Genomic DNA, 17,433 nt, shown 5'->3' with positions numbered 1-17,433 from the left:
TCAGCCCAGGTGTCTCACATCTGAAACAGATCGCGTCGCTGGCGATCGTGCCTCACTATCGAACACGCACGTTCGGCTTCACCTTCCTCTCACAGCTTTGGTTGCTGTTCACAGGGAGGAATGAACATGTTGCATCAGAAGATCGTCGAGAGCCCGTTCAAGCAGAAATACGGCAACTTCATCGGCGGTGAATGGCGCGAGCCGGTGGCCGGGCGCTATTTCGACAATACGACGCCGGTGACCGGCGGCGTGCTGTGCCAGGTCGCGCGCTCGGATGCGGCCGACATCGAGCTTGCGCTCGACGCTGCCCATGCCGTCCGCGAGAAGTGGGCGCGCACGTCGGCTGCGGAGCGGTCGAACATCCTGATGAAGATCGCCAGCCGCATGGAAGACAATCTGGAGCTTCTGGCGCGCGCCGAGACCTTCGACAACGGCAAGCCGATCCGCGAAACCATGGCCGCCGACATTCCGCTGGCGATCGATCATTTCCGCTATTTCGCCGCCTGCATCCGCGCCCAGGAAGGTTCTATCGGCGAGATCGACCACGACACGGTTGCCTATCATTTTCACGAGCCGCTCGGCGTCGTCGGCCAGATCATCCCCTGGAACTTCCCGATCCTGATGGCCGCATGGAAACTCGCGCCGGCGCTGGCCGCTGGCAATTGCGTGGTGCTGAAGCCGGCCGAGCAGACGCCGGCCTCGATCCTGGTCTGGGCAGACCTCGTCGGCGACCTGTTGCCGGCCGGCGTGCTCAACATCGTCAACGGTTTCGGTCTTGAAGCCGGCAAGCCGCTGGCCACCAGCCCGCGCATCGCCAAGATCGCCTTTACCGGCGAGACGACAACCGGGCGGCTGATCATGCAATATGCCAGCCAGAACCTCATTCCGGTCACGCTCGAGCTTGGCGGCAAGTCGCCGAACATCTTCTTCGCCGACGTGCTGGCCGAGGACGACGACTATTTCGACAAGGCGCTCGAAGGTTTCGCGATGTTCGCGCTCAACCAGGGCGAAGTCTGCACCTGCCCGAGCCGCGCCCTGGTCCAGGAAAGCATCTATGATCGCTTCATGGAGCGGGCGTTGAAGCGTGTCGAGGCGATCCGACAGGGCAACCCGCTCGACAGCGCCACGATGATCGGCGCGCAGGCGTCGAGCGAGCAGCTCGAAAAGATCCTCTCCTATATCGACATCGGCAGGCAGGAGGGCGCTGAGGTGTTGACCGGCGGCGGCCGCAACGTGCTCGAAGGCGAGCTGGCGGAAGGCTTCTACGTCAAGCCGACCGTCTTCCGCGGGCACAACAAGATGCGGGTGTTCCAGGAAGAGATCTTCGGGCCGGTGGTGTCCGTCACCACCTTCAAGACCGAAGCCGAAGCGCTGGAGATCGCCAACGATACGCTCTACGGCCTTGGCGCCGGGGTCTGGAGCCGTGACGCCAACCGTTGCTACCGCTTCGGCCGCGAGATCCAGGCGGGCCGGGTGTGGACCAATTGCTACCATGCCTATCCGGCCCATGCGGCCTTCGGCGGCTACAAGCAATCGGGCATCGGTCGCGAGACCCACAAGATGATGCTCGACCATTACCAGCAGACCAAGAACATGCTGGTGAGCTACAGCCCGAAGGCGCTCGGCTTCTTCTGAGGCTTCGCCATCGTTCCCTCTCCCCTATGGGAGAGGGCCTCCCAGGTGTGGCCGAGGGCTCTTCTCCAGCTCTCGCCCTCGGTCCACCCCGACTTTGAAAACGCAAGGCGCGGCGCTTGTTTCAAGGCGCTTGATTCGCGCATATCGTCATCGCAAAACCGCTGCACACTTTTGCGCGACATGCGCAAGGAGGCTCAACATGACCACCACCGAACCGCGCGTGCTGGCGACCGACGCGGCGCTCGAGTTCATCGCCGAGATCAGGCGCGATCATCCCGACATCCTGTTCCATCAATCGGGTGGCTGCTGCGACGGCTCGTCGCCGATGTGTTATCCCGCCGACGACTACATCGTCGGCGACAATGACGTGAAGCTCGGCGAGATTGGCGGCGTTCCCGTCTATATCAGCGCCAGCCAGTTCGAAGTCTGGAAGCATACGCAGTTGATCATCGACGTGGTGCCGGGCAGGGGCGGGATGTTCTCGCTCGACAATGGTCGCGAGCGACGCTTCCTGACGCGTTCGCGCCTCTTCGGTGGTGGCGAGGCCTGCCCGCTGGCGGCCACAGCCACGGCGACAAGCGCCGGCGCATGACCGCTACTTCCGCCAGCGTGAGCTGACAGCCGTGTCCTCTGTTGCGCTGCCTTCGCGACCGTTTTTCGTCCGATCCGCGCGCGTTCTACTGCAGACTGCCGTCGCCGCCGCGGTCGGCCGCCTTGAAATCGGCCATCACGCTGTTCAGGAACTCGCTTTGGGTGATCTTGCCGTCGCGGTTCACGTTGATGGCGGCAAACTGTTGGGCGTTAAGGACAGGCGCTACCTCGTCGGCGCTTAGAGTGCCGTCCTTGTTCTTGTCCAGATTTGCGAAAGCCGTTGTCATGAAGGCCTGATATTCGGACCGGCTGATCACGCCGTCGCCGTCGCGGTCGAGCCGATCCATTTGCCCCTGATACATCGCCGCAGGCTTATCCTGTGCGGCGACCGGAGCGAACTGGCAAAGCACGGATGCCATAAGGAGAGTCACTTTTCGCATCTCGTAGCCTTTCGCAATCAGCGGCAAGTCAAGGCATTACCAACCGCACCGCCAAGGGTGGCGCCGCCGCCGACAGCCCAGAGCTGACCGGTGCCTGCGCCGATGGCCGAGCCGGCGAACCCGCCAAGGATTGCGCCGCTGACGGTCCCGGCAAGGCAGCCGAAATCGCCGGTGCTCGTCCGAGAGTACGTAGCAGATTGGCAACCAGACAAGGCGAGGCCGCCTGCAAGAATGAGGGTTAGCGTACAGTTACTCATCTTTTCCTCCAAAATTATCCGGGGTGATCGGGATAGATCGGGGAGCCGCCATTTGCGTGGCGCTGCATGGAAGTAACGTTCCGATTATGTTCTTCTAAGAATCAAAAAGGCTTCTGTTCGATCAGAAGCACGTCATTGATGAACAATGCTGTCTGCAGAGAAAGGTGTCAGCAACAGCGGGCAGATGTTACCCCTTGGGATGGAAGATGACAACTCTCGGGGGCCGTTGCTACAGCGCCGCGCCTCCAACTAGACGCGCAAAGATTGCTGTAGCGCTTTGATTTACTGCATAATTCTTTCGCTAGACCGTTTTCGATTTAACGAAAGAATTATGCGCTAAGGCATGTCGCACAAGAGTGCACAGCCGTCTTGCGACAACGACATGCGTGAAATCGAGCCTTGGAAGCGCGTTGCATAGGGCTGCCTAAACGCAACGCGCTTTTCAGGAACGACAGAAAATGGGCGCCAAATCCCGCTTGACGAAGACGGATGCTTTTGCGGGCGGCCGAGCCTCTCTCAGTCGAAGAGGCTCGAAACCGATTCTTCCTGGCTGGTGCGGTTGATCGCCTCGCCGAGCAGAGTTGCCGTGGTGATGACGCGGATGTTGTGCGCCGACTGAACCGCCGTCGTCGGCTGGATCGAGTCGGTGATGACAAGTTCCTTAAGCATCGACGAGGTGACGCGGGCAACCGCGCCGCCGGAAAGCACGCCGTGGGTGATATAGGCGGTAACGCTCGTTGCGCCGTTCTTCAACAGCGCTTCGGCCGCGTTGCAGAGCGTGCCGCCGGAATCGACGATGTCGTCGATCAGCAGGCAGTCCTTGCCCTTCACGTCACCGATGACGTTCATCACTTCGGATTCACCCGGGCGGTCGCGGCGCTTGTCGACGATGGCAAGCAGACAGTCGAGACGCTTGGCGAGCGCACGGGCGCGTACCACGCCGCCGACGTCGGGCGAAACGACCATGACGTTCTTCAGGTCGTAGTTTTCCTTGACGTCGCGGGCGAGGATCGGGATCGCATAGAGGTTGTCGGTCGGAATGTCGAAGAAGCCCTGGATCTGGCCGGCGTGAAGATCGAGGGTCAGCACGCGATCGGCGCCGGCCTCGGTGATCAGGTTGGAAACCAGCTTGGCCGAGATCGGCGTGCGCGGACCGGGCTTACGGTCCTGGCGGGCGTAGCCGAAATAGGGCAGCACCGCGGTGATGCGGCGGGCCGAGGAGCGGCGCACCGCGTCGATCATGATGAGCAGTTCCATCAGGTGATCGTTGGTGGGGAACGAGGTCGACTGGATGATGAAGACATCCTCGCCGCGCACGTTTTCGCCGATCTCGACGAAAATCTCCTGATCGGCAAACCGCCTTACGGTCGCTTTTCCAAGAGGCAGGTTGAGATAGTTGCAGATCGCTTCGGCCAGCAGCCGGTTCGAATTGCCTGCGAAAACCTTCATTGACGGACCGCCTTGAGCTGGCGCGGCTACCGTCCGGGTTCATTTCCGGGAGCGGCATTTTCCGCGCAGATTCCGAGAGCCATTCCAATCGCGGACATTCATTGCGGATGGCCGCCGTTCAGAGCTGATCGGCCGCTTTTTAGCGACACTGAACTTGAATGCAAGGGGAATGCTGCGCCGCGAAGCGCATTATCCTAAAAACTTTGTATCAACCGGGTCTGGATTGCCGCCATTCGAGGTAGGCGCTGATGGTTTTGGTGGCGATTGCCTGCATGGTTTCGGCCGGAATGCCCTCCCAGAGATCGGCACCGACAGTGGCAACTGAGTCCTGCCCCTGAATGCGGTGCAGCCGATTGCCGCTGCCGTCGAGCACATCCCAGACGTAGACGATCGTGGTCTTGCCATTGTCCTTCAGGGCCGAGAAGTAGCCCTTGAGGATATGTTCGCTGCTGGCATCGGCCGAACCCTTGATCGTCAGGCCATGGCTGCGCGCCTCGGCGCCGAGCTGTTTCGACAGCGGCGTGACGGCGGCGACAGGCGCGCCGATGATCGGCAGGAAGCGGATCGTCCCGCTCGTCGCCGTGCTTGCGGAAGGCACGGAGGCAACGGCCGGCTGCTGCTGCTGAACCTCTTCGGCAACAGGTTCGGATGTTTCCACAGGCGCCGGCTCGGCGAGCATCGTCGTGTTCTGCACCGGTTCCACACCGGAAGCCAGGCGACTTGCCTGCGCCTCAAGCGAGCCGGCGGGATCGGTGTAGGTGCTGTCGCCGGTCGCATATTCCGTCGGCATGCTGGCAGGTGCCGGCTGGGAGGCGAAGGCCCGGGTCCGCTGCACCGGCGAGCTTTGCACCGGAACGACGGCGGTCTGCGTCGACATCGATTCGAGGTCGGACTGCGTCACCGGCGGCGAGCGGAACGTTCCGCCGCCGACATCGACCTGCGGTATCAGCGCGTCCGTGCTGTTACAACTTGCCAGGGCCGCTACAAGGCCAAGGCTTGCGATGGGCGTGATAAGCTTTCGCATCGTTCAAACCGTCCGTCTTTCCTTCGCGGCAGTTCTGTGAAGTCATCTCCTGTTGTCTGCCATTTCAGCGCGAGTGTAGGCGGATTTCCCTAAGCAGAAATGAAGTCCAGCCCATAACGGGAAAGAGCACGCGGCGTATCGGTGGTTGTGATGTAGGTCTGGCCGAGCGTCATGGCCGTGCCGCTGTCGGAATCCATGATGATCATGTGCACGAACAGCGACATGTCAGGCTCGATCTCCTGCGGGTTGCCGACATGGAACATCTGGTGCTCCATCCAGGACGGCGAGAAGCGCGCGCCCAGCGAATAACCGCAGGTGTTCAAGCGGTGCCGGGCCAGGCCGCGCTCGTCCATGATCTTGGCGTGCACGTCGAAGACCGTGCCGAAGGTGTTGCCGGGGCGCAGCACCATCTCGATCGCCTGGATGGTCTCACGGCAGGCGCTGTAAAGCTCGCGGTGGCGGTTGGTCGGTTCGCCGATCACGACGGTGCGCATCATGGCGGCGTGATAATGGGCGCTGACGCCCGCCCATTCCAGCGTCAGCTGATCCTGGCTGTCGAGCAACCGGCGGCCGGCCTTGTAGCGGCAGAGCAGCGCGTCGGCGCCCGACCCGATGATGAACTCGTTGGCGGGGTAGTCGCCGCCGCCGGCAAGGATCGCTCCCTGCATCGCGGCAAGGATGTCAGCTTCGTTGCCGCCGGGGCCGATCAGCGGCAGCGCGGCGTCGAGCGCGTCATCGGCAAGGCTTGCGGCCTTTTCCACATGGGCGATTTCGGCCGGGCTCTTGATCAGGCGCAGCCGGCTGACGAGCAGCGAGGCATCGACGAGCTCGCCGAAGGTCGAAAGCTGGTTGTCGACAAGGCGTGCGGTGCGGCCGGTCATGCCATGGGTGTCGTATTCGACGCCGATGCGGCTGCCGAGCAGGTCCATTTCGCTCAAGAGGTTCTTCAGGTCCATCGTCGGGTCGGCGTTGACACGGTCGACCCAGATCTCGATGCGCTCGATATTGGAGGTGTGACGGGCCTGGCGCAGGTCGGCCGAGCGCGTCAAAAGCACCATTGAACCGTCCTTCTTGACCACCAGCGTCTGGAAGAAGCAGTAGCCGAAGGTGTCGTAGCCGGTCAGCCAGTACATGCTTTCCTGGGCAAAGAGCAGAACCGCGTCGAGCTTGTCTTCGCGCATCTTCGCGGTCAGCCGCTCAAGGCGGGCGGCATATTCCTCCTGGGCAAATTGAAGCGCCATGTCAGGTCTCCCGTATGCAAATTGCGGATATCTGCCGGCCGTAGTCCGGCTCCTGCCGATGCGTGGTGCGGCGGTAGGAGAAGAAGCGATCCTCGTCTGCATAGGTGCAGATGTCGAGGTTTTCGGCGGTAACGCCGGCTGCGGTAAGGCGTGCGATGGTCAGGCCCGGCAGATCGAACATGGCGTGGCCGTCGCGTTCGGATGGGTTGAAGAATTGCGCATAGCTGCCATCGGTCGCCAGGAACCGATCGACGAACTCGGCGCCGACTTCGTAGTTGCGCCGGCTGATCGAAGGTCCGAGACAGGCGACGATGCGTTCGCGGCTGGCGCCGAGCGTCAGCATCGCCTCGATCGTGCTTTCGAGCACGCCGCCGAGCGCGCCCTTCCAACCGGCATGGGTCGCGCCGATAACACCGGCGTCGGCATCGGCAAACAGAATAGGTCCGCAATCGGCCGACAGAACGCCAAGCACGATGCCGGGCGTCGCCGTCACCAGGGCGTCGGCCGTAGGTCGGCTGCCGTCGTAGCTTGCGTCCACGACGATGGCGTCGGGGGAATGGACCTGATGGACGGTGGCAAGCTGTTCCGGAGCGGCGCCGAACCAGCGGCTGACACGAGCGCGGTTCTCACCGACCCGCTCCTTGTCGTCATTCGAGCCGAGACCAACATTCAGTCCGCGATAGATGCCTTCGGAAACGCCGCCTTGGCGGGTGAAATAACCATGTGCGATCGCCGGACCGGCCTTGTCGCTAAAGAGCGAGCTTTGCACGGGGGAAAGCGCGGCATCATGCTGCATCGGTGTTTTCGCCCTTTGCTTTGACGTGAGTTTCAATGGGGTTGGGGGCACGTGTGGCCCGGTGGCTGGCGGCTGATTTGCCAGCGCGATGTTGACCCGCGATGGCGGGGCTGTCAATTGCCGAACGACAGGGGTGCCGTTCGGCGCGGGCTTAGGGCCGATGGCGCAAGGCGCCAATCCCAAGGCTCAAGGGGCGCAGGAACACCCCAGGCCCTCTATATGATTTTCACCCTTGGCCGGCCACGCCCGAAGCAATCATGCCTTGGGTTTGCGAAACGGCGGAAGCGCGATTGGCGGGCTGCTGACGGCGAGCACCTTGAAAAGTTCGCCCATCTTGCCTTCGCCGGATCCGGCAAGCCTTTCGACGTCCTGGCGGATGCCTTCCTGGATCATTGCATCCTTCTCGCGGCCCAGCGCCGCGGCGCGCTCCAGAAGACCAAGGCCGATCAGGAAATCGCCCTGGTGAGCAAGCCCATTGATCTGCACGCCGTCGTTCTGCGCGCGCCGCGCCAGTTGCTCGAAGTCGACATGGCTGGTCAGGTCGGCGCGTCCAGGGTTGGCAAGTGGCGGATCGTACTGATGGTCGAGCAGCGCTTGCAGCGTGTCGCCGTAGTTCGTCGCCAGGTGCCCGTAGTCGATGATGACGGCGGTGCCGCCGCCGATCTTCAGCCGTTCGCAAAGGGCGGCCATGACTGCGTCGCGGGCAGGCGCGATCTCGAAGATCGTGCCTTCGGCAACTGCTTGTGCGGGCGTCGGCAACAGTGTCGGGTCGATGCCGGCAATCCCCGCGGCAAATGTCAGCTCGTCCTCAGCGTCGAGGCCGACCATGCGTTCGCGAAACCCTTGCGGCGTTCGCACGAACTGGCGGATCGGGATGGCATCGAAAAGCTCGTTGGCCGCCAGGAGCACAAAACCCTCCGGCAGCGTTTCGAAACTGGTGTGCCATTCCACCTTCTCGCCATGGGCGGCCAGTGTTTCCGCCTGGATCTTGCGCAGGCGATCACTCGTTTCGACGAGATGGACGCTGGCGGTGGCATAGAGTTCGGGGGACAGGCGCCTGACGACCCGTAGGACGTCGGACATCATCGTGCCGCGGCCGGGGCCGATCTCGACGATCACGGGCTGCTCCGGCGCGCCATGCTGCTGCCAGGCATGAACCAGGAAGATGCCGATCATCTCGCCGAAGAGCTGGCTGATTTCAGGCGCCGTGGTGAAGTCGCCCGCTTTGCCGAAGGGTTCGCGAACGCGATAGTATCCGTGCTCCGGATCCGCGAGGCAGAGCGAGAAATAGTCGGTGACGCTGATCGGTCCGTTGGTCCTGATCAGCGTCTTTATCTTGTCCGCGAGTGGTGTCGTCATGCGCCCGTCCAATTATGCAGCAGCGACGGCGGCCCGGCACGCCCGGGCGATGGCCCAGATGCCGGCAAGCGCCATCGGCAGCGAAAGCAGCATGCCCATGGTCAACCAACCGCCGGCGAGATAGCCGATCTGCGCGTCCGGTTCGCGGAAGAATTCGACGAAAATGCGGCTTGCGGCATAACCGAGCACAAAGATGCCGGTGACAAGACCCGGCGATTTCAGCGCATGGCGGCGATAAATGAACCAGGCGATGACGGTGAGCAGCACGATCCCCTCGAGTGCCGCCTCATAGAGTTGACTCGGGTGGCGGGCAAAGGGGCCGCCGGTCGGAAACACCATTGCCCAGGGCATGGACGACAGCCGGCCCCAGAGTTCGCCATTGATGAAGTTGGCGATGCGGCCGAAGAACAGGCCGATTGGCACCACGGTCGCGACGATATCGAACATGCTCCAGATGGCGATGCCGTTCCTGCGCGCAAAGACGATCATGGCGATGGTCGTGCCGAGGAAGCCGCCGTGGAACGACATGCCGCCATTCCAGATCTCGAGCGCGCGGATCGGGTTTTCGAGAACGGAGCCCAGATCATAGAAGAGGATGTAGCCGATGCGGCCGCCAAGCACGATGCCGCCGGCGGCCCAGAGCAGGAAGTCGTCGAGCTGCGCCAGGGTTGCCGCGGGTTCGCCATTGCGCCAGAGCGACGTGTTCTGCACGAGGCGGCGCGCGTAGTACCAGCCGATGAGGATACCGGCGACATAGGCCAGTCCGTACCAGTGGACAGCGAGCGGACCGATCTGGAAGATCACGGGATCGATTTGAGGGAAGGGGAGAATGGCGAGGCGGGTCGCGATGGTTTCCAAAATGTCTTCTCGTTCCGGACCGGTTGTTTTGCCGGAACATGGCGATCGAATCCGGCGGGGTCAAGGCCGCTTGCGGCCGACGGCCAGCCACAGTTTGGTGATTTTTCTTGCATCCGTTCGCGCCTGACCCTACCTGAAAACCAGGACCGCATCGCAGTGCGAGGCGGCGGCTGAATATGGAGATCAGAACGATGAGCACAGGCGCCAACCGCATCATGGATGATTTTGCCAAGTTGATGACCGATGCCGCAGGGGCGGCCCAGGGTGTGCGTCGCGAGGTCGAGACCGCGTTTCGCGCCCAGGCCGAGCGCGCGATGAATTCGCTCGATGTCGTCAAGCGCGAGGAGTTCGAAGCCGTGAAGGAAATGGCGATCAAGGCGCGCGACGAAAACGATGCGCTTCTGGCGCGTATCGAGGCTCTGGAAGCGCGTCTCGCCGAAAGTGGCAAGTAACGCGATTCTTGCGAAATAACGGCTTTTCAACGTTTCTACTTCGCCCGCGGATCGATTCTGCGGGCGTTTTGCTGTCGTTATTCCTTGGCGGTGTGAAACGCCGCACAGGGAGGTTAATAAAACCTGAAAAGTTTTCCACCTGTGGACACTGGCAAAAAACCCTTATGCCAGAGTCGCTTAACCACCCGCGCTGAATCGAAATGGCAACACGCAAGTGGTTGTACCCGGCTATTTTTCGGCCGGGGGGCTGGCAGCCTGACTCCGCCATTATACACTGATTTTAAATGATGATTCGAAACGGACCACGCAAGCTCCAGGCAGGGTAAGTCAGCCAGGATGGATGTGAGTTCAGCAATCATAGTGTGTTCTTATTCAGTGCCAGGTTTGCAGAGTTGCGTCTTGTAAACGTGATAACGCGCGCCTGTGTCGCGCCTACTAGGGTGATGCATGAGCCTTTTGGAAATGGAAATCGAGCGTCAGTCCAACCCGGTCGATATGATCGAGTTTGTGGCCGCCACCAATGACTGGTCATTCGAACGGTCGGGCGAGGACGAGATCGCCATGACCGTGGAGGGCAAGTGGGCGGACTACCACGTTTCCTTCTCGTGGATGGAAGAGTTCGAGGCGCTGCATCTTGCCTGTGCCTTCGACATCAAGGTTCCCGACAGCCGCGTCAACGAAGTCATCCGTCTTCTGTCGCACATCAACGGTCAGGTGCTCATGGGGCATTTCGATCTGTGGCGGCAGGAAGAGGTGGTGATCTTCCGGCAGTCGCTGCTGCTCGCCGGCGGCGCCGAGCCCACCAATCAGCAGGTCGAAGTTCTGCTTTCGAGCGCGCTTGATGCCTGCGAGTCCTATTTCCAGGCGTTCCAGTTCGTCGTCTGGTCGGGCATGGATGCGCAGCGCGCCGTTGATGCGGTGCTGTTCGAAACGGTCGGGGAGGCTTGAGATGGCAGCCGTCGCTTCCGGTCCCATCGTTCTCATCGGCGCCGGCAACATGGGCGGCGCCATGCTCAGCGGTTGGCTGAAGAGCGGCGTCAAGGGCGCCGACATTCTCGTCATCGATCCCGGCCCGCCGCCGGCGATGGCAAAGCTGATCGCCGACAATGGCGTCAGTCACGCGACCTCGGCTCCCGCTGGCGTCGAGGCTGCGGTGATTTTCATCGCCGTCAAGCCGCAGGTGATGGAGGCGGTGCTGCCGCCGCTGAAGACACTCGTCGGTGCAAGCACGGTGATAGTTTCAGTCGCTGCCGGCAAGACGCTTGCCTTCATCGAAAGCCATCTGGGTGCTACCGCCACCGTGCGCGCCATGCCCAACACGCCGGCGATGATCGGGCGCGGTGTTACCGGCGCCTTTGCCAATGCCCGCGTCAGCGACGCGCAGCGCGGCCAGGTACATGATCTCCTGAAGGTCAGCGGCCCGGTCGAATGGGTCGAGACTGAAGCCGATATCGATGCCGTCACCGCCGTTTCCGGAAGCGGTCCGGCCTATGTCTTCTACCTCGTCGAGTGCATGGCGGAGGCCGGGCGCAAGGCCGGTCTCAAGGCGGACCTCGCCATGCGGCTCGCGCGGGAAACCGTCGCGGGGGCTGGTGAACTCCTTTATCAGTCCCCCGACGACGCTTCGCGGCTGCGCCAGAACGTAACCTCGCCGGGTGGCACGACCGCCGCAGCACTCGCGGTGCTGATGGCCGATGACGGGATGCAGCCACTTTTCGACAAGGCCATTGCCGCTGCCCGCCAGCGCGCCGAGGAACTGGCCGGTTAATTCAAGAGCATTGTCATGTCGGAAACGATTACTTTCGCAGATTTCGAACGCGTCGATATTCGTGTCGGCACCATCATCGAAGCCGAGGTTTTCCCCGAGGCGCGCAAGCCGGCCTACAAGCTGCAGATCGATTTCGGCCCTGAAATCGGCATAAAAAAGTCATCGGCGCAGATCACGGTGCACTACCAGCCTGAGGATCTCATCGGCCGGCAGATCATGGCAGTGGTCAATTTTCCGCCACGCCAGATCGGTCCTGTCCGTTCCGAGGTTCTTACGCTGGGCTTTGAAGACGAGGCTGGCGCAATCGTGCTGGCCGCCATCGACAAGGCGATTCCCAACGGCCGCAAACTGATGTGATCCGATGACAATCCATGTTGATCTGATACCCGAGCGCGTCAAGGTCTCCTGCCTTTGGCGCGCGGCTGATGCTGCGCGCGACTGGCGCGCCAGCCATGTTCTCTCGCTGCTCGATCCGGAATTGCCCGATACCGACGTGCCTGTTATCGCCGAGGCGAGCCACCGCGTCGTGCGCATGCGCGATCAGGAAAACGCCGGTGCGACGCAGCATTTCCCGGATCTGGTCCTTGAAGTGTTCGAAGCGATGCGGCCGGCTGCCGACGACAGGTCGAGCCGCATTCTGGTGCATTGCCATGCCGGCGTCAGCCGTTCGACCGCTTTTGCCTATGGTTTGATCGCCCACCAGCTCGGCGCCGGCCGCGAGGACGAGGCTTTTCGGGCGCTTTTGATGATCACCAGAAAGCCCTGGCCGAACCGCCGGATCATCGAGATCCTCGATGCGTCGCTTGGTCGTGAGGGCCGGTTGCTTGCACCGCTCGACGCCATGCGCGCGCGCCATCCGCGTCGCATCGATGCCTGGCACCGCTTCAACGAGCGGCGCGGCCTGATTTCCATATATTCGCGCTAGAGCATTCCAGGAAAAGTGCGAAGCGGTTTTCCGTCAAGAAATGCGTAAAAACAAAGAGATAGAGCGTTTGTGCGGTTCCGTCTAAATCGGAAACGCTCAAGAATAAACCGGCCGAAGGTGGGCAGCGCTTTCGGGGAAAACGACTTGCTTGGGGATGCTCACGCGTCCGACAGCAACGCGTCGGCGTAGCGCTTGAGCGAGCGATTGTAGCGGGGCAGATGGCGCGCCAGACGGCCGAGCGCCAGGCCCGCCGCCTCCTGCGCTCGTCCGGCATCGACGAGCGAGAGCGCCAGAAAGCCTAAGACCGCATCGTCGAGTTCGTCGGATGGCATTGTCCGTTCGGCCTCCAGCAAGGCAATGCTCTCTTCGATCTGCCCGAGATTGCGCAGCGTGCTTGCAAGCTGGATGGTGGCGCGGCGGCGGCGAATGCCGGAGAGGCCACCGGCAAGCGCCTGCCGATACAGAGGTGCTGCATTTGCTTCGTTGCCGAGGGAATCCTGGGCTGATGCACGCTCGAAGAGGCCGATCGGATCGCCGTCCGGAAGTTCGGCGGCCAGCACATCGAGCCGTGCGATAAACGCGTCCGCGTCCATATGGCCGAAATCCGCCCAGTGCAGCGCCAGCCGCTGTTCCCAATCGTCCCAGTCTAGCGTGTCGGACAAGTCCGGAGCCTCCATATTTGCAGCGCTGACCAGATCGCCCCGCTCACGCCGGCAAACGCACGGTTGCCCGCAGGCCGCCAAGCGGGCTGTCGCCAAGCGTGACGTTGCCGCCGTGGCTGCGGGCGATGTCGCGGGCGATCGCGAGGCCGAGGCCGGTTCCCGAACTGTCGAGATTGCGCGCCTCGTCGAGGCGGAAGAACGGCTTGAACACGTCCTCGCGCGAGCGCTCGGGAATGCCGGGCCCGTCGTCGTCGACCGTGATCGTCACCCATTTGGCGCTGTGGCGTGCCTCGATATTGACCCGGTTGGCGTAGCGATAGGCGTTGGATGCCAGGTTGGCGATAAGGCGGGTGAAGGCGTTCGGGCGAACACGGACCTGGTCCTCCCCCTCGACGGAGGTCGTCAGCGTCTTGCCGTGCAGTTCTGCTTCGGCGGCAAGACGCGTCATCAGGTCGCTGAGCTTCAATTGCCCGACGTCTTCCTCAGCCTCCCCACGGGCAAAGGCGAGGTAACCTTCGAGCATGTTCTGCATGTCGTCGACATCCTGATTGAGGCTTTCGAGGTCGGGGTTGTTGCCGGCGAGCGCCAGCTGCAGCCGGAAGCGGGTCAGGATGGTTCGAAGGTCATGACTGACGCCGGTGAGCATGGCCGTGCGCTGCTCGATCTGGCGCTCGATGCGCTCGCGCATCTGGATGAAGGCAAGGCCGGCGCGGCGAATTTCATCAGCGCCACGCGGTGCGAAGTCGTCGATCTTCTGGCCCTTGCCGAAACTTTCCGCTGCCTTGGTCAGCGCCAGGATCGGCCGGATCTGCCCGCGCAGGAACAGGATGGCGATCGACAGCAACACCAGCGAGGCGGCAACCATCCAGACGATGAAGATATGGGTGTTGGAGGCGTAGGCCCGGTTGCGGCGGGCATAGACCCGGAGCATGCGGCCGTCGTCGAGCTTGATGCGGATTTCGACAAGGTTGGAATTGCCGACCGTGTCGATCCAGAAGGGGCGGCGGACCTGGTCGGAGATCTCCTCGCTCAAGATTTGATCGAGGATCTCGAAGAAGGGCTTGGGCCGCGGCGGCGGCAGTTCGCCGCCCGGTTCGACGGAAATGCTGAGATTGAGCTGGTCGCGGGCGATGCGGACGATTTCCGAAATGTCGCGATCGGCGGGGAAAGTGGCGATCAGATCGACGATTGCCGCGATATCTCCGGTCACGGCTGCCGAGAGGCGCTGTGTCACCAGTTGCCAGTGCCGCTCCATGAAGATGAAGGCGACCACCGATTGCAGCAGCACCATCGGGATGATGACGATGAGCAGCGAGCGGGCATAGAGGCCCATCGGCAACCGCCGGCGCAGCCAGCGGGTGACGCGCTTCCACGGATTGTCGCTCGGGTTTGCCGCCTCGCGCCGCATACTGTCAAAGCTTGCCATCGGTTTCCGCTGCCCTCATCGGGGTCGCCACTCTAAAGCGCGTCGCGATCTCCGGGATTCGCTTCTTGCGCTTTAATTTCTTGTTTCTGCGCATGTCGCGCAAAACCGCTGCGCACTTTTGCGCGACATGCTTTAGTCCACGCTCAATCTATAGCCGATGCCGCGGACCGTCTGTAGCCAAACGGGATTGGAGGGATCGTCCTCGATCTTGCGCCTCAGGCGATTGATCTGGACATCGATGGTGCGCTCGCCGACCTCGGCATCGTCGCCGATCAGCTCGTGGCGCGGGATCGTCTCGCCGGCGCGTTGGGAGAACAGCGTCATGATTTCCTGCTCGCGGTCGGTAAGGCGGATGTGATCGGCGCCGCGTCGAAGCTCCTTGCGTACCACGGAGAAGGTGTAGGGACCGAAGATCACCTGATCGATCTTGGGCGCCTGGGCCGGCTGGTTGCGCCGCAGGATATTGCTGATGCGCAGCACCAGTTCGCGCGGCTCGAACGGCTTGGAGAGATAATCGTCGGCGCCGGCTTCGAGGCCCTCGATGCGAGAATTCGATTCCGCCAGCGCCGTCAGCATCAGGATCGGCACGGTCTTGATCTGGCGCAGGCTCTGCGTCAGGGAAATGCCGCTTTCGCCGGGCATCATCACGTCGACGATCAACAGGTCGAAATCGAGACCGACCAGCTTGCGTCGCGCTTCATCGGCGTCGGCGGCGGTCGTGACGCGAAAACCCTGTTCGACCAGATAGCGGTTGAGCAGATCGCGGATACGCCTGTCATCGTCGACGATCAGTAGATGGGCTGCATCGTCGGAGACTGTCGCTTTTGTTGTCATGCCTAGCTTTCCCCCGTCGCCCGCCGATAGCGGGCTTTCGACATTTCAGTCCCCGGCGCCGTTCTTCATGCAGGCAAGGAAGCGCTTGACGGTTTCGCGCGCGCCGGGACCCGTCTTTGCCAATGCATCGGCTATGCGGCGGGACTGTGGCTCGGCAAGCGCACGGGCAAGCGCCTGGCCTTCCTCGGTGGTATAGAGCATGCGCTGGCGCCGGTCCTCTGGCCCCGTGACCTGCCGGATATAGCCGGAATCGATCAGCTGCTTGAGCACGCGGGCCAGGCTCTGCTTGGTGATCTTCAGCGTATCGAGCAGGTCTGCCACGGTCATGCCCGGCTCGCGGTCGACAAAGTGCACGACGCGGTGATGGGCGCGGCCGAAGCCGCTCTTTTCCAGGATCGCATCCGGATCGGAGGTGAAGTCGCGATAGGCGAAGAAAAGCAGCTCGATGATTTCGAAGTCGATCGTATCATCGTCGTGCGCGACCGTGTCGCCCACATATCGGGTGTTTTCTTTGGATTGGCCGGCCACGCGGTCATTTCCTTTCAGCCAAGTTGCAACTTACGAAACAATCGGAAAAATATGTCAGCTTTATTGACATATTTTTACCGCGTTGGTAGCGTCCATGCTCGGTAAGCGAGACATTTGGCGGCGGTAATACCTCAGGAGGATATGCCGCGCCGCACTGATCGCAAATCCAAAATCTCGAAATTGAATTTTCCCACAATCAGTTTGCCGATAAACTGAAAGCGGGAAGATAATCAACAGCAAGAATGGCGCACAAGCGCCAGAGGACGACATCATGGCAGCGGTTCCTTTTGATCAGTTGGACGGCGAAATCTGGTTCAACGGCGAGTTCGTCGCGTGGAAGGACGCCAAGATCCACGTGCTGACCCACGGCCTGCACTATGCAAGTGCCGTATTCGAGGGTGAGCGCGCCTATGGCGGCCGCATTTTCAAGCTGACCGAACACAACCAGCGCCTTCACAACTCCGCCGAAATCCTCGGCTTCAAGATTCCCTATTCCGTCGAAGAACTGGACGCGGCGAGCGTCGAACTTCTGAAACGTCAGGGCTTCTCCGAAGCCTATGTCCGGCCGATCGCCTGGCGCGGCAGCGAGATGATGGGCGTTTCGGCCCAGAGCAACCGCATCAACGTGGCGATCGCCATCTGGCAGTGGGGCAGCTATTTCAACCCGGCCGAAAAGCTGAAGGGCATTCGTCTCGATATCGCCGAATGGCGCCGCCCGGATCCGAAGACGGCGCCGTCGAAATCGAAAGCTGCCGGCCTCTACATGATCTGTACGATCTCCAAGCATGCGGCGGAAGCCAAGGGCTATGCCGACGCGATGATGCTCGACTACCGCGGCCAGGTGGCTGAAGCGACCGGCGCCAACATCTTCTTCGTTAGGGATGGCGTCATCCATACGCCGGTGCCGGATTGCTTCCTCGACGGCATCACCCGCCGCACGGTGATCGAGCTGGCGAAGCGCCGCGGCTACCAAGTGGTCGAACGGGCGATCATGCCGGAAGAACTGTCCGGTTTCAGCGAGTGCTTCCTGACCGGCTCTGCCGCCGAGGTCACGCCTGTTTCCGAGATCGGCCCCCATCGCTTCACGCCGGCAACCATCTGCGAAACGCTGATGAACGACTACATGAAGGAAGTCTATCCGGTTGCAGCGGCAGCCGAGTAACCGGATTATCCCTGAATGCAGAAAAG

General features: G+C 61.9%; 20 protein-coding genes. 8 read left to right on the top strand and 12 right to left on the bottom strand.

What is annotated here, in order from left to right; genetic code table 11:
- Positions 1-126: 126 nt before the first annotated feature.
- Together adh and ASD52_RS19810 are read left to right on the top strand one after the other, a co-directional pair.
- Positions 127-1,635: an aldehyde dehydrogenase gene (gene adh / locus ASD52_RS19815; protein ID WP_025427929.1), complete on the top strand. Its 1,509-nt coding sequence runs from the start codon at positions 127-129 to the stop codon at positions 1,633-1,635.
- Positions 1,636-1,834: 199 nt separating this feature from the next.
- The gene (locus ASD52_RS19810; protein WP_025427928.1) at positions 1,835-2,227 is read left to right on the top strand and encodes a DUF779 domain-containing protein; all 393 of its coding nucleotides are present in this window, start codon (positions 1,835-1,837) and stop codon (positions 2,225-2,227) included.
- 85 nt (positions 2,228-2,312) lie between these two features.
- Here ASD52_RS19810 and ASD52_RS19805 read toward each other — a convergent pair whose 3' ends face one another.
- The 8 genes from ASD52_RS19805 to lgt all read right to left on the bottom strand — a co-directional run bounded on the left by ASD52_RS19805 (position 2,313) and on the right by lgt (position 9,650).
- Positions 2,313-2,666 carry an EF-hand domain-containing protein gene (locus ASD52_RS19805; protein WP_025427927.1) on the bottom strand — a complete coding sequence of 118 codons (354 nt, stop codon included), beginning with the start codon at positions 2,664-2,666 and terminating at the stop codon, positions 2,313-2,315.
- Positions 2,667-2,683: 17 nt separating this feature from the next.
- On the bottom strand, positions 2,684-2,923 hold the full coding sequence (locus tag ASD52_RS19800; RefSeq protein WP_025427926.1) for a membrane protein: 240 nt from the start codon (positions 2,921-2,923) through the stop codon (positions 2,684-2,686).
- Positions 2,924-3,439: 516 nt separating this feature from the next.
- Positions 3,440-4,372, bottom strand: coding sequence for a ribose-phosphate pyrophosphokinase (locus ASD52_RS19795; RefSeq protein ID WP_025427925.1), 933 nt, complete (start codon positions 4,370-4,372; stop codon positions 3,440-3,442).
- Positions 4,373-4,580: 208 nt separating this feature from the next.
- On the bottom strand, positions 4,581-5,396 hold the full coding sequence (locus ASD52_RS19790) for a hypothetical protein (RefSeq protein ID WP_025427924.1): 816 nt from the start codon (positions 5,394-5,396) through the stop codon (positions 4,581-4,583).
- An 89-nt stretch (positions 5,397-5,485) separates the two neighbouring features.
- On the bottom strand, positions 5,486-6,637 hold the full coding sequence (locus tag ASD52_RS19785; RefSeq protein ID WP_025427923.1) for a Xaa-Pro peptidase family protein: 1,152 nt from the start codon (positions 6,635-6,637) through the stop codon (positions 5,486-5,488).
- 1 nt (position 6,638) lies between these two features.
- Entirely contained in the window at positions 6,639-7,433 is a 795-nt protein-coding gene (gene pgeF, locus ASD52_RS19780) for a peptidoglycan editing factor PgeF (protein WP_025427922.1), read from the bottom strand.
- Positions 7,434-7,688: 255 nt separating this feature from the next.
- Positions 7,689-8,792 carry a class I SAM-dependent methyltransferase gene (locus ASD52_RS19775; RefSeq protein WP_025427921.1) on the bottom strand — a complete coding sequence of 368 codons (1,104 nt, stop codon included), beginning with the start codon at positions 8,790-8,792 and terminating at the stop codon, positions 7,689-7,691.
- Positions 8,793-8,804: 12 nt separating this feature from the next.
- Complete coding sequence (gene lgt / locus ASD52_RS19770; protein ID WP_057225297.1) at positions 8,805-9,650, bottom strand: prolipoprotein diacylglyceryl transferase; 846 nt, start codon at positions 9,648-9,650, stop codon at positions 8,805-8,807.
- 191 nt (positions 9,651-9,841) lie between these two features.
- On the opposite strand from lgt, the gene ASD52_RS19765 reads away from it, so the two are divergent.
- The 5 genes from ASD52_RS19765 (at position 9,842) to ASD52_RS19745 (ending at position 12,795) form a co-directional block, all read left to right on the top strand.
- Entirely contained in the window at positions 9,842-10,102 is a 261-nt protein-coding gene (locus tag ASD52_RS19765) for an accessory factor UbiK family protein (protein WP_025427919.1), read from the top strand.
- Between the two features lie 447 nt (positions 10,103-10,549).
- Positions 10,550-11,050 (top strand): YbjN domain-containing protein, encoded by a 501-nt coding sequence (locus ASD52_RS19760; protein WP_025427918.1) that lies wholly within the window; start codon positions 10,550-10,552, stop codon positions 11,048-11,050.
- Position 11,051: 1 nt separating this feature from the next.
- Positions 11,052-11,870, top strand: coding sequence for a pyrroline-5-carboxylate reductase (gene proC / locus ASD52_RS19755; RefSeq protein WP_025427917.1), 819 nt, complete (start codon positions 11,052-11,054; stop codon positions 11,868-11,870).
- Between the two features lie 15 nt (positions 11,871-11,885).
- Positions 11,886-12,227, top strand: coding sequence for a tRNA-binding protein (locus tag ASD52_RS19750; protein WP_025427916.1), 342 nt, complete (start codon positions 11,886-11,888; stop codon positions 12,225-12,227).
- 4 nt (positions 12,228-12,231) lie between these two features.
- Entirely contained in the window at positions 12,232-12,795 is a 564-nt protein-coding gene (locus tag ASD52_RS19745; RefSeq protein ID WP_025427915.1) for a protein-tyrosine phosphatase family protein, read from the top strand.
- Between the two features lie 158 nt (positions 12,796-12,953).
- Here ASD52_RS19745 and ASD52_RS19740 read toward each other — a convergent pair whose 3' ends face one another.
- The 4 genes from ASD52_RS19740 to ASD52_RS19725 form a co-directional block, all read right to left on the bottom strand.
- Complete coding sequence (locus ASD52_RS19740) at positions 12,954-13,457, bottom strand: tetratricopeptide repeat protein (protein ID WP_198956839.1); 504 nt, start codon at positions 13,455-13,457, stop codon at positions 12,954-12,956.
- A 43-nt stretch (positions 13,458-13,500) separates the two neighbouring features.
- Complete coding sequence (locus tag ASD52_RS19735; RefSeq protein WP_025427913.1) at positions 13,501-14,883, bottom strand: ATP-binding protein; 1,383 nt, start codon at positions 14,881-14,883, stop codon at positions 13,501-13,503.
- Positions 14,884-15,015: 132 nt separating this feature from the next.
- Positions 15,016-15,717: a response regulator transcription factor gene (locus ASD52_RS19730; protein ID WP_025427912.1), complete on the bottom strand. Its 702-nt coding sequence runs from the start codon at positions 15,715-15,717 to the stop codon at positions 15,016-15,018.
- 45 nt (positions 15,718-15,762) lie between these two features.
- A complete protein-coding gene (locus ASD52_RS19725; protein ID WP_025427911.1) occupies positions 15,763-16,245 on the bottom strand; it encodes a MarR family transcriptional regulator in 483 nt (160 codons plus the stop codon).
- Positions 16,246-16,516: 271 nt separating this feature from the next.
- Here ASD52_RS19725 and ASD52_RS19720 point away from each other — a divergent pair, with 271 nt between their 5' ends.
- The gene (locus tag ASD52_RS19720) at positions 16,517-17,407 is read left to right on the top strand and encodes a branched-chain amino acid aminotransferase (RefSeq protein WP_025427910.1); all 891 of its coding nucleotides are present in this window, start codon (positions 16,517-16,519) and stop codon (positions 17,405-17,407) included.
- Positions 17,408-17,433 lie beyond the last annotated feature (26 nt).

It is taken from the genome of Ensifer sp. Root142 (genome assembly GCF_001426785.1).
GTDB classification, from domain to species: domain Bacteria; phylum Pseudomonadota; class Alphaproteobacteria; order Rhizobiales; family Rhizobiaceae; genus Ensifer; species Ensifer canadensis.
Note: the sequence above shows the minus strand (reverse complement) of the source record. Positions and strands in the feature narration are given on the sequence as shown.

Bases quoted from the DNA above. Each gene is read 5' to 3' on its own strand.
- adh (WP_025427929.1), top strand. From the start codon at position 127: ATGTTGCATCAGAAGATCGTCGAGAGCCCGTTCAAGCAGAAATACGGC.
- ASD52_RS19810 (WP_025427928.1), top strand. From the start codon at position 1,835: ATGACCACCACCGAACCGCGCGTGCTGGCGACCGACGCGGCGCTCGAG.
- ASD52_RS19805 (WP_025427927.1), bottom strand. From the start codon at position 2,666: ATGCGAAAAGTGACTCTCCTTATGGCATCCGTGCTTTGCCAGTTCGCT.
- ASD52_RS19800 (WP_025427926.1), bottom strand. From the start codon at position 2,923: ATGAGTAACTGTACGCTAACCCTCATTCTTGCAGGCGGCCTCGCCTTG.
- ASD52_RS19795 (WP_025427925.1), bottom strand. From the start codon at position 4,372: ATGAAGGTTTTCGCAGGCAATTCGAACCGGCTGCTGGCCGAAGCGATC.
- ASD52_RS19790 (WP_025427924.1), bottom strand. From the start codon at position 5,396: ATGCGAAAGCTTATCACGCCCATCGCAAGCCTTGGCCTTGTAGCGGCC.
- ASD52_RS19785 (WP_025427923.1), bottom strand. From the start codon at position 6,637: ATGGCGCTTCAATTTGCCCAGGAGGAATATGCCGCCCGCCTTGAGCGG.
- pgeF (WP_025427922.1), bottom strand. From the start codon at position 7,433: ATGCAGCATGATGCCGCGCTTTCCCCCGTGCAAAGCTCGCTCTTTAGC.
- ASD52_RS19775 (WP_025427921.1), bottom strand. From the start codon at position 8,792: ATGACGACACCACTCGCGGACAAGATAAAGACGCTGATCAGGACCAAC.
- ASD52_RS19765 (WP_025427919.1), top strand. From the start codon at position 9,842: ATGAGCACAGGCGCCAACCGCATCATGGATGATTTTGCCAAGTTGATG.
- ASD52_RS19760 (WP_025427918.1), top strand. From the start codon at position 10,550: ATGAGCCTTTTGGAAATGGAAATCGAGCGTCAGTCCAACCCGGTCGAT.
- proC (WP_025427917.1), top strand. From the start codon at position 11,052: ATGGCAGCCGTCGCTTCCGGTCCCATCGTTCTCATCGGCGCCGGCAAC.
- ASD52_RS19750 (WP_025427916.1), top strand. From the start codon at position 11,886: ATGTCGGAAACGATTACTTTCGCAGATTTCGAACGCGTCGATATTCGT.
- ASD52_RS19745 (WP_025427915.1), top strand. From the start codon at position 12,232: ATGACAATCCATGTTGATCTGATACCCGAGCGCGTCAAGGTCTCCTGC.
- ASD52_RS19735 (WP_025427913.1), bottom strand. From the start codon at position 14,883: ATGGCAAGCTTTGACAGTATGCGGCGCGAGGCGGCAAACCCGAGCGAC.
- ASD52_RS19730 (WP_025427912.1), bottom strand. From the start codon at position 15,717: ATGACAACAAAAGCGACAGTCTCCGACGATGCAGCCCATCTACTGATC.
- ASD52_RS19720 (WP_025427910.1), top strand. From the start codon at position 16,517: ATGGCAGCGGTTCCTTTTGATCAGTTGGACGGCGAAATCTGGTTCAAC.